This is a genomic window from Xylocopilactobacillus apis (assembly GCF_033095965.1).
Taxonomy (GTDB): Bacteria; Bacillota; Bacilli; order Lactobacillales; family Lactobacillaceae; genus Xylocopilactobacillus; species Xylocopilactobacillus apis.
The window spans coordinates 264,135-274,789 of sequence record NZ_AP026801.1 but is presented as its reverse complement, the minus strand read 5'-3'; the positions used below and the strand labels follow the sequence as shown (position 1 = coordinate 274,789).

9 protein-coding genes are annotated in these 10,655 nt (G+C 29.6%); all 9 read right to left on the bottom strand.

Annotated features, from left to right (window positions below; all coding sequences use genetic code 11):
- Nucleotides 1-79: 79 nt before the first annotated feature.
- Nucleotides 80-1,225, bottom strand: coding sequence for a hypothetical protein (locus R8749_RS01175; protein WP_317697183.1), 1,146 nt, complete (start codon nucleotides 1,223-1,225; stop codon nucleotides 80-82).
- Nucleotides 1,226-1,379: 154 nt separating this feature from the next.
- Nucleotides 1,380-2,684, bottom strand: a complete 1,305-nt coding sequence (locus tag R8749_RS01170; RefSeq protein WP_317697182.1) for an ABC transporter permease subunit — start codon at nucleotides 2,682-2,684, stop codon at nucleotides 1,380-1,382.
- 19 nt (nucleotides 2,685-2,703) lie between these two features.
- Nucleotides 2,704-3,192, bottom strand: a complete 489-nt coding sequence (locus R8749_RS01165) for a DUF6568 family protein (RefSeq protein WP_317697181.1) — start codon at nucleotides 3,190-3,192, stop codon at nucleotides 2,704-2,706.
- 15 nt (nucleotides 3,193-3,207) lie between these two features.
- Nucleotides 3,208-3,636, bottom strand: coding sequence for a thioredoxin family protein (locus tag R8749_RS01160; protein WP_317697179.1), 429 nt, complete (start codon nucleotides 3,634-3,636; stop codon nucleotides 3,208-3,210).
- Nucleotides 3,637-3,664: 28 nt separating this feature from the next.
- Nucleotides 3,665-5,707, bottom strand: coding sequence for an ATP-binding cassette domain-containing protein (locus R8749_RS01155; RefSeq protein ID WP_317698569.1), 2,043 nt, complete (start codon nucleotides 5,705-5,707; stop codon nucleotides 3,665-3,667).
- Between the two features lie 402 nt (nucleotides 5,708-6,109).
- Nucleotides 6,110-7,390, bottom strand: coding sequence for a hypothetical protein (locus R8749_RS01150; RefSeq protein WP_317697178.1), 1,281 nt, complete (start codon nucleotides 7,388-7,390; stop codon nucleotides 6,110-6,112).
- A gap of 736 nt (nucleotides 7,391-8,126) precedes the next feature.
- Complete coding sequence (locus R8749_RS01145; RefSeq protein WP_317697177.1) at nucleotides 8,127-9,227, bottom strand: M56 family metallopeptidase; 1,101 nt, start codon at nucleotides 9,225-9,227, stop codon at nucleotides 8,127-8,129.
- On the bottom strand, nucleotides 9,224-9,604 hold the full coding sequence (locus tag R8749_RS01140; protein WP_317697176.1) for a BlaI/MecI/CopY family transcriptional regulator: 381 nt from the start codon (nucleotides 9,602-9,604) through the stop codon (nucleotides 9,224-9,226). The genes R8749_RS01145 and R8749_RS01140 overlap by 4 nt, the downstream gene beginning before the upstream one ends.
- Nucleotides 9,605-9,739: 135 nt before the next feature.
- The gene (gene coaA, locus R8749_RS01135) at nucleotides 9,740-10,645 is read right to left on the bottom strand and encodes a type I pantothenate kinase (RefSeq protein WP_317697174.1); all 906 of its coding nucleotides are present in this window, start codon (nucleotides 10,643-10,645) and stop codon (nucleotides 9,740-9,742) included.
- Nucleotides 10,646-10,655: the final 10 nt, after the last annotated feature.

Here is a 10,655-nt window from a genome sequence, read left to right as displayed (position 1 = left end):
AGCGACAATAAAATCAGAATTAAGATGGTCAGATGTTCCTTGGAACGCATTACGACTTTTAGTTGAGTTTTAAGATAGTTCATCGGCGTCTCCTCAGCGGCAAAATGCTAATTCCAAAAAGCAAAACGACCAAACTAGATAACGAGATAATTCCTTTTTTCGTATCCAGACCCAACTGAACTCCTCGACGTTTAAATTTATACTCGAGACTTTCTCCCTGGTAGTAATCAATATTTTCAAAGACAAAATCACGAAAAAAATATTCATATTTATCGTCCACTCCATCAATAACTCCAACTGAATCATCGTCGATTTTATCCCTAGTAAGACCACTCAAGACTTGAGAAGGTTGTAAATACAATAACGGATTATATGAACTGACGGGAGCAATATCTGCAAAACCAAATCCAATGCTCAATAATAAAGTACTCATCAAAACACTCAGAAAATTATTTTTAAGGATTTTTACCAAGAAATAACTAATAAAAAAGATGACTGACAGAACTAAAAGATCCATTATAAGAATTCGCCCGATGTATGATTGGGCAGATATCAACGAAAGCCGCTCTTTTATTCGAATCAAAATTGGATAGTTACCGCGAAATTTTTCTCCCATTATCGTTGTGACCAAAACGCTCAAAAACAGCGTTACAAGCAAGAAGACGATACAATTGATGATAAAGGTCAAATAATCTCCCAGAACCAACTTCCATTTAGCAATTGGTGTCGTCTCAAACCAATGATACTGATTTCCTTCATACTTCTTACCAACAGCGCGAATGGCATACCAAGTTACAACCGCAATTCCAATAAATGATGTTAGATAATTAAGTACTGAAATAATAAATAGCGAACCGCTGGTGCCATAACGAGTACTTTCTGGTTTTAAATGTTCACGCAGCAACCGCTGGTTAACTTTTTCCTTGCCCTGAAGATAAAGATCAATCTTCCCGCCAGCGGCTTTGAAATGAACATCATCGGCTGTTAACTTCCCGTCGGAGTGTAAAAGTCGAATCGAACGCTCAGAATCTCTACGGTAAATCTTCAAACTTTCTAATTCATCATTAAATAAATAAGGATAATTTTGATTTTTTAAGGCTTGCGTTATTTGATAATGCCTACCGGTAATCTCACTATTAGTTTTTGTATTAGTGAAATTTACATGTAAAACCTGATCAGAATAAACTCCCTCATCATTGACCGTTAAAGTTTCATATTCCTTCATGGAAGTTGAAAACAAATCTCGTTCATATTTCGCTTCTTCTTTTGCTTTTTGAGAATTGTAGAAAAATAAAAAAGGACCGAAAATAAAATCAAAATCAAAATGATCAAATGTTCCTTAGAACGCATTACGACTTTTAGTTGAGTTTTAAGATAGTTCATCTGCGGATCCTCAGCGGCAAAATGCTAATTCCAAAAAGCAAAACAATCAAACTAGACAATGAGATAATTCCTTTCTTCATCTCCATACCCAACTGAACTCCTCGACGTTTAAATTTATGCTCGAGACTTTCTCCTTGGTAGTATTTAGGATTTTCAAAGACAAAGTCACGATAAAAATATTCATAATCGTCGTCGTACCCCTCAGTAATTCCGACTATTTCATAGTTAATTTTATCCGTACTACGACCGCTCAAGACTTGAGAAGGTTGTAAATACAAAAACGGATTATACGAACCGACGGGAGTTATACCTGCAAAACCAAATCCAATGATCAATAATAAAGTACTCATCAAAACACTAAGAAAATTATTTTTAGTAACTTTTACCAAGAAATAACTAATAAAAAATACAACTGACAAAACTAAAAGACACATTATAAGAAGTAGCACTATGTACGATTGGGCAGGGATCAACGAAAGTCGTTCAGTTGTACGAATCAAAATTGGATAATTACCACGAAACTTTTGTCCGCATAAAGTCGTAACCAAAACGCTCAAAAACAACGTTACAAGCAAAAATTCGATACAATTGATAATAAAAGACAAATAATCACTTAAAACAATCTTCCATTTAGCAATCGGCGTCGTCTCAAACCACCGGTGCTGATTACCTTCATACTTTTTGCCAACTGAACGAATGGAATACCAAGTGATAACCGCAATTCCAATAAACGATATTAGATAATTGAGTACCGAAATAATAAATAACGAACCGCTAGTGCCATAACGCGTGCTTTCTGGTTTTAAATGTTCACGCAACAACCGATGGTTAACTTTTTTCTTTCCTTTGAGGTAATTATCGATATCACCATCACTTGTTTGGAAACGTTTATCCTCAAATACCCCCTCTCCACCACGGTGAAATTTTTGGTAGGCCCTTTCAAAATCTTTTTGATAAATCTTCAAACTTTCTAGTTCATCACTAAACAAAAAAGGATAATCGTGATTTTTTAAGGCTTGTGTTATTTGATAATGCCTCCTGGGAACCTCACTATTAATTTTCATATCTAAGAAATTGAGATGTAAGATCTGATCAGAATGAACTCTCTCATCATTTATTGTTAAAGTTCCATATTTCTTCATGGAAGTTTTAAAAAAATCTTGTTCATATTTTGCTTCCTCTTTTGATTTTTGCGTATTATAAAAAAACAGAAAGAAAAGTGATAATAAAATCAGAATCAAGATGATCAGATGTGCCTTGGAACGCATTACGACTTTTAATTGAGTTTTAAGATAGTTCATAATATATACCTAACAAAAATTATTCAACACTAACATTTTTCTTAACCCATTTCTTTACTGATTGCATTTGCAATCCTTTTTCAGGTGTCCATTCATTTTTTTCTGTTAACTTTCCGCCCTTGTACTTAGCTAATGTTGGAGTATATTTTATGTCATATTTCTTTTTAAAAGTATTCCATTCATTTTTTTTCTCATGTACTTGAGAAACATTTAAATACAAAATGCTATCCTTAAATTTATTTCTTTTTAAAAACTTCAAAAAGTCATTTTCGAAAAAAGAACAATCAGGACAATTGGGCCGTCCCACATATACTATAAATTCTTTCTTGTTTTTTACCATTTTTTTAAACTTATCTACGGTAATCGAATTTAAATTATCATAGACAGCTGGATAAGTTTCTTCTATCGACTCTTTCGAAGAACTATCGAATTTGTTTCGTAACAACCAAAATCCTACGAATACAACTAATACCGCCAAAGCAATTAATAATATATTTTTTCTCTTCATAACTGAAATAATTTCCTATTTTATAAGCGCAAAAGCGCCCTTAACAATATCATCTATTTTTTCAGAACTACCTGTTATTCTGCTTACAACCTTACCTTTTTTAAAAACCATAATGGTAGGAGTACCAGTTATCCCATAATATTCGTTCGCATCTTTAAAGAAAGTAGAGTCATTTATATTCACGTAATATATTTTATCGATTAATGAATAAAATTTGGCATTTTTTAAGACACTGGGAGCCGCTTCCAAACAAGGGCCACAATCTTTAGACCCAAAAAAAACCACAAAACTACCCTTCTTTTTTTGACGATTTTTTACCTCTTGAGATGAAACAAAGTCAAAATTAGATACAACATTCGCATATTGTTCCTTCTCTAAATTACTATTTTCAGAATGCGCTGAATTTAAATAAACAAAAATAAAAAAAGATCCAAAAGTTAACATCAACAAGCCGTACATAACAGTTTTAAGTCTATTCGACATCATCATTTTTTTTCCTCATTTTTAAAACCTTATCAGCAATTGAGATAATATCTTCATCATGTGTTATAACCAATATTAATTTATTTTGTATTTTCAAATCCACAATTTTATTAATCAAATCCTGTTTAGCAGTTTGGTCTAAATTACCGGTAGGTTCGTCTAGTATATAAATTGAAGCTTGTTTAGAAAAACATCTATCTAATAAAAGTTTTTGTCTTTGCCCTTGTGATACATTAATTCCGTTATTGTAAAGAATAATATTATCAGATACTTTATCTTGAAAAATTGACTTGTAACTATCCATATACTGATTATCAAAAATTTTCATTTTAGCGTTGCTACTAGATGTTCCATAAAAAAGATATTGATTAGGTGTATAGTAACTCACCTCGGAAATTATATTGGTTTTATCCAAAGACTTTAATTTGGTTTTACCGATATAAATATCCCCATTTTTTGGAGTCAATAATCCTAAAATTATTTTGGCGAATGTTGTTTTCCCTACCCCATTCTCTCCTTTTAGAACATTTATTTCTCCAGGAGAAAGTGAAAGTGAAAAATTTTCAAATACAAAATCTTCCATACCATCGTAAATATAACTAATATTTGAAAAGATCAACTTTTGATCTTTTTTGACGTTTAATAATTGAATTTCTTCTTTTTTTGTATCTTCTTGAATAAAATTCTTAATTGATTGTACATAATCGATATTAATCAAACTAGTTTTATAAGATAAGTAGCTATCGGACATACGCTCTAAAAGCGAAATTACTATAAAGAAAACATACAGACCAGAAGAAAGAGGGTAAAGAATTTCATTTCGATAAACTAAAGCTAAATACGTCACAACTAAAATCATAACAATCATCATAAAAGAAATTATTGATGAAATTGTTCCAATTTTGTTCTTCAATAGTTCACTTAAATACTTTGCTTTAAAAAATTGGATTTCAGTAGATTTAAGTTTATTTTCTGCATCTTCAGATTTATCATGAACAAATACGTCATTTGACCCCAATACATTTGATTCAAATGTTGATAATAATTCATTATAAGAAGATGACAAATTTTTATTGTAATTCATCAAGTTTTTAAGAGTACTTTTTAAATAAATTACGTAAATTACTGTTAAAAAAATAAAGATTAATGGAAAGAAATAATTTAACTGGAACATCAGTAAAAGCAAAAAAATCGAAAAAAATAAATCAAACGACAAGAAAAATTTTTCAAGTAATCCTGAAGTACTATCAATAACAGTTGATAAATAACCTACAAGATTATTTACATTATTTTTCTTCTGAAAATCATTCATGTTCATGTGATAGAAATCGTTGATTATTTTACTTTGTAAATTATTTTCAATTTTTAATTTTAGTTGTGAATAACGTATCCCTGTAAAATATGTAGTTAGAAAAAAAGAACTATAGAAAATTACTATAAGGGAAAGATTATAAGAATTTAAATTCTGAAATTCAGTGGATAGAAGATCTTGTAATAATTGATAAAAGATTAAGGGTAAGGCAAATTGTGTAAATAAGATTATTGATAACTCAATTTTAGAAGAAATAGAAATATTACTTATAACATATTTGTATACTTCTAAAACTTTGTTTTTTGGAGAAATGCTTTGTTTTTCTTTTGGCTTTACGTCTTCTATAATAATTGAATAACCGATAAACTCAGACTTTAAGTCATTATAAGTAACTTTTTCAATATCAGGCTTAATGGGATTAGACACGATAAAAGTATCGCTCCTGCTCAAATATTTCTGTAACACAACGTAATGAGCTAATCCGTTAGAGTTAATCATCGCAATACAAGGAAATTTGACTTTTTTTAATTCCTCTAAATCTGATACCTCAAAACTATCAGATTCAACCCCAAAGGAACTTAAAATTTTTGTCATTTCATAAAGTGAAATGCCTTCCTCTGACAAGTCTACCTTTAGACTATCAGCCTGTTTAAATAACCCCAATTGCTCAAACACTGTTTTTAAAACTGCCAACCCACAGTCGTTATTTAGAACTTGCATATTGTGGTAATACTTCATTTAGTTTGTACCTGCTTTTAAAAGTATTAATTAAGGCTCCCAATAAAATTGGAAGCCTTAAAAAAAAATTATCTTGGACCCATAGAACAAACATGATATAACTTATTGCCTGTTTTATAATGTGTCTCTTTGTATTTTTTTGAGCAATGTCTATATTTACACCATAACTTAAATTGTGGAACATAGTGTTCCCCACCAACAATTGTCTTTGAATTTTCAACTGATAATTTTTCCATTATATTTCCTTTCCAAAAAATAATTTCAAAAACCAAATGATTTTAAAAAAATAAATCAAATAATTTCTATAAAAATAATTTAAATCAAAACAATCTTAATGTCAATAATAAACCAAATTAAAACATAAAAATTTATACCAGTATTTAATTACAATATTGTGCTAATTACTAGCAAAATCAAGTAAAGAACCATAAGTGAAACAATCGCTTTTTCAAAAGATAAATTCAAAGAAAGCTTATATCCTAATGTCTCTCCTTGATAATAACTAGTATTTTCAAAAATAACGTCACCCGTAACATATTCAAAATCGTTCCCTTGCTCCTTATATTGAAAAGTGAAGTCAATCCCAATTTTTCGTAAATCATTCCCAATTAAATTTTTTGTTGGTTGAGTATAAATTAAAGGATTATACGAACTTAATGGTAATAATTGCCCCGTATAAAATCCACCAGCCAAGACAATAGTTGCAATCAATGATCCTGCAAAACCACTTTTTAAAAGCAATGAAAAAAAATAACAAAAAAAGAATAAAATTGATATAACAAAAAAATAAATAGCAAAAAACTTAAATAAATATTCGTTAGCAGTTATTAAAGTTATCTCATTTTTTATTCGCGTAATAATCGGATAATTTCCACGAAATTTATAGCCAAATAAGGTTGTTATTATTAAAGAAAATAGGGTGATCATGATCAAGAAAATAAGCACATTGATCAAAAAAACCAAATAATCACCAATTATTATTTTTCGTTTACTAATGAAACCGGTTTTAAATAATTTATATTGATTTCCTTCATATTTATTCGATATTTTCCGGATTCCACACCAACTCACAACAAAAAGCCCAATAAATGAACTAATATATCTGCTAATAGAAATAAGAAATAAGGATCCGCTACAACCGTAACGAACACTTTCTGGTTCTAAACGTTCTTTAATCAGCTTAGAATTCAAATTTTCTTTTCCAGTTCGATATAGTCGGATTTTTCCACCACTTGAAGTAAATGAAGTAATACTTTCATTTAAATCATTAGGATTATTGGCTAAATTTTGAAGAGGATCTTTTTGATAATATTTTAGAGAATCTAATTCATCTTTTAAAAGAAAGGTACTTCCAAAATTCTTTAATTCTTTTGAAATATTATAAACTCGATTAAAGGCCTTGCTATTTACTTTAAGTTCTATGAAATTCTTATGAAGTGTATCCTCTGAATTAGGGGCTTTACCTTTAATTTCTAATTTCTCTAATGATTGTTTTGAATAAGGATACTGTTCCTTTCTGAACTGAATTTCTTCCATAGATTTTTGTTTATTGTAAAAAAACAAAAAAAGAATCGATAACAATGTAATCAAACAAATGATTAATTGATCTTTAGATTTAAATAAAACTTTGAGTTGTAATTGTATATATTTTATGAATTTAGACATGTTTTTGTTCAAATCTTAACAACTAAATACGAAATCTCCCATTTATAAAAAGGGAGATTTCAAAAATAGTTATTAAAAATTAAAAGTTAAACTCGACCCACACACATATGCCACAATTGTCCATTAACAACTTTGTGTTGCGTGTTAAATCCTTTTTTACATTCATAATAACACAATCTACCGGCAACCTTATGAGCTTTCCCACCCATTATTTTTTCTGATTCTTTTTTAGTTAAATTTTTTAACATAATTATTACCTTTCATCAATTATTTTTAAAGATTAGCTTATAAAGGTATAACTAATCTTGTTTATTAATATAACACAAAATAGATTTAATATAAATATTAGACTTGTTTAAAATTTTAAATTTTTTATCGTTATTTTTTTACAAACAGCAATATTACATAAGTGCTGAAACAGAACGGTACCAATTACTTTAATTTATTATTCCAATAAATAGTGTTAAATTGTTGGTACTTTAAACAAGTCGTTTATGCCCGTCTCCATTTCCCAATCCAACGTTGATTAGTGGTGTCATACAGCCTTTTGTATAAATAGCCGTTTTTAACTTTATATCGCCACTCAGTTACAGGTCTCCTTGGTGCTATTGTAGAGGCTTCAACATTAGTTGTCTCAACAAAAGTAGTGGTTACGAATCCTTGAAAAATCATAATAGTTATTAAAATTTTTTTTATTTTTTTTTCATTTATATCTCCTTCAATCAAATTTTTAAAATCATCTATTTTTTATTTTTACAATTGGCAATTTTTTTGTTTCTGAAACATTTTTATAATTTTTTATTTCACCCTGATTTTTTCCATTGCTATATAAGTAATATTTTTTATTAATTTCTAATATATAGTTTTGTCCATCTTCTAATTTAAAAGTTCCTTTGATTTTACTTTCGTCATGATATGATGGTTCAAAAACAAACAATAAAGAAACAACAAATGTAATTAACAAGAGCAACTTTAAGTTTTGTGAAATCTTTTGAGATGATTCCGTATATGATAGAAACTTTAAACGATTTTTTAGCCGATTCTGCTCTCGAATCACAAAATTAGACGTCAAAAGGTTTCCTCTTTCGATTTTTCGATTTTTAAATTTCTTATATGTTTCTGCCAAGCAAGTCATATAAGATATATATTCACTTGGCGAAACGTTTTTGGTCATTTGTGCGTCAACTTTAAGTTCGTTAATTAAACTAACTTGTTTTCTATATAAGTAAACCGGCGGAAACCACCAGTATATACAGGCCAAAACTTCAACAAACATTTTTTTTAGGTTGTCGTAGTTATTAATATGATAAATTTCGTGTTGAATAATAAAATTAAAATCTTTCTTTGAAAATTCTAACGTCGGAATTATTATTTTTGTTTTGAAAGATCCTATCGTACAGGGATACCTTATTTCCGGCAAACAGTATAAATTTGTTCTTGCAGGAATTATTTTTTGCACATTTTGATCTAAACTGCTCTTTTTAATTTTATTTGACAAGGCAATCAATCGTTTTGTGCGCTTAAAACTAAAAAAAAGTTTCACCATCTTCATCCCAAATCCAACAATCCAAGCAATCGCAAGAATTTGTCCGTAGAGCTTAGTAGTATCATTGAACTTATATATTACTGGAAGAACTTTGGTAGAGACCACAGTGTGAGTAATAATGAATTCAAACGGTAAGAATAATCTTAAAACAATGACAACACTGAAAAGATCTAAAACATCGGCTCTAATTTTTTTGCTAATAGTCTCGTTAGTTAATAAAAAGTTCAAAGTTAATATTAATAAAGTCGACCAAATAATCGTTACTATAAGAGATGAAAAAGAAAAACTCACACGTCTTTTCCTTCCTTCAGATCGTGAAGACTGTTGTATTTATCTTTAATAATCTTATATAAGTTTTCTATATCTTCCTCGTCATTTTCGGAAGATATAAAGGTAGAAACTACTCTATTTAGTATGTCTTGAGGTATCAAAGAGGCAAAATATTCTTCTTCAGTTACTATTGGTCTAAATTCTCTCGTTATTGATGACCCACTATAAGTAATGCCAACTGCCTTAACAAACTTTTTTTCTGAAAGTTTTCTTAGAACCGTTTGCACGACTGTTTTTTTAAGACTTGGGCTAATTTGAGAAATTTCTCTTGAAGACAAAGGCTTTTTTGAATCCCACAATATGTGCATTATCTTTTCTTCATTACCGGTTAATTTCAAAACAGTTAATTATTCCTCCTTAAAAAATTTAAATTTATTATATCTTAAGATGATAATTTAAACCAGAAGATTTTGTATCATTAAATATTTACTGTGCTATAAAATAAAAAAACTCCTGCTTTTAAAACAGAAGTTTTAATAATCTCGCATCAAGATTCGATCAATCGAATGATCTTCTTTAAACTCAACAATTAATTTTGCTCGCTCACGTGTTGGTTCGATAAATTGTTCAAAGTTGGGCTGATTGATGTTTGCATAAGTTTCTTTAGCAATCGAATTAGCTTTTTCTCGATCCATCTTTGCGTATTCTTCATAGAAGCTTTCAGGATCAGCCGTATCTAAAAATTGATTAAACCGATTTAAAAACCAATCGATAATGTTGTCATGTTCTGCTTCAAGATAAATTGATAAATCCATCATTTCGCTGAACGGCCGCTCATTTATCGGATTAACCTGTAAGATATTAATACCTTCTACAATCACAAAATCGGCTGAACGCACTCTTCTCTTTTTATTTGGAACAATATCATAAGTCTGATGATCGTAAACCGGAATATCCTGACTTTCATTGAAACTTGCAGCATTAACTAGGAAGTCCCATAGCGCCTGATTATCGAAACTTTCTGGAAATCCCTTTTTATTCATTAAATCGTGATCTTCTAAATATTTATTGGGATACAAAAAATCATCAACCGACACCACTTCGCATCTCATATTAGGGCTCATTTGATGAAGATTATCAGCGATTTTTTCGGAAAATGTACTTTTCCCTACTGATACCGCACCTGTAACTCCTATCAAAAACGGGGTTTTTCTTTTGTAAAAAGCTCCTTTAAAGAAGTTATCCATGCTCTTGTCACTAGTCACTTTTAACTTTTGCATTAAGCCAATCAAATACAATAAGCCAAAAAAATCACTTTGGCTTTCAAGTTCATCGACAACATCTTCTTTTAAAAAAGCCGGATCAATTCTTCCCTGAACATTTTTCATCTGAGAAACAGATTTTAAATTTAACTCATGGTATGTTAATGCATCACTCATCTTTATTTTG

Excerpts from the sequence above, each read along its gene's own strand:
- R8749_RS01175 (WP_317697183.1), bottom strand. The coding sequence starts at position 1,225 with ATGAAGGAATATGAAACTTTAACGGTCAATGATGAGGGAGTTTATTCT.
- R8749_RS01170 (WP_317697182.1), bottom strand. The coding sequence starts at position 2,684 with ATGAACTATCTTAAAACTCAATTAAAAGTCGTAATGCGTTCCAAGGCA.
- R8749_RS01165 (WP_317697181.1), bottom strand. The coding sequence starts at position 3,192 with ATGAAGAGAAAAAATATATTATTAATTGCTTTGGCGGTATTAGTTGTA.
- R8749_RS01160 (WP_317697179.1), bottom strand. The coding sequence starts at position 3,636 with ATGTTAACTTTTGGATCTTTTTTTATTTTTGTTTATTTAAATTCAGCG.
- R8749_RS01155 (WP_317698569.1), bottom strand. The coding sequence starts at position 5,707 with ATGCAAGTTCTAAATAACGACTGTGGGTTGGCAGTTTTAAAAACAGTG.
- R8749_RS01150 (WP_317697178.1), bottom strand. The coding sequence starts at position 7,390 with ATGTCTAAATTCATAAAATATATACAATTACAACTCAAAGTTTTATTT.
- coaA (WP_317697174.1), bottom strand. The coding sequence starts at position 10,645 with ATGAGTGATGCATTAACATACCATGAGTTAAATTTAAAATCTGTTTCT.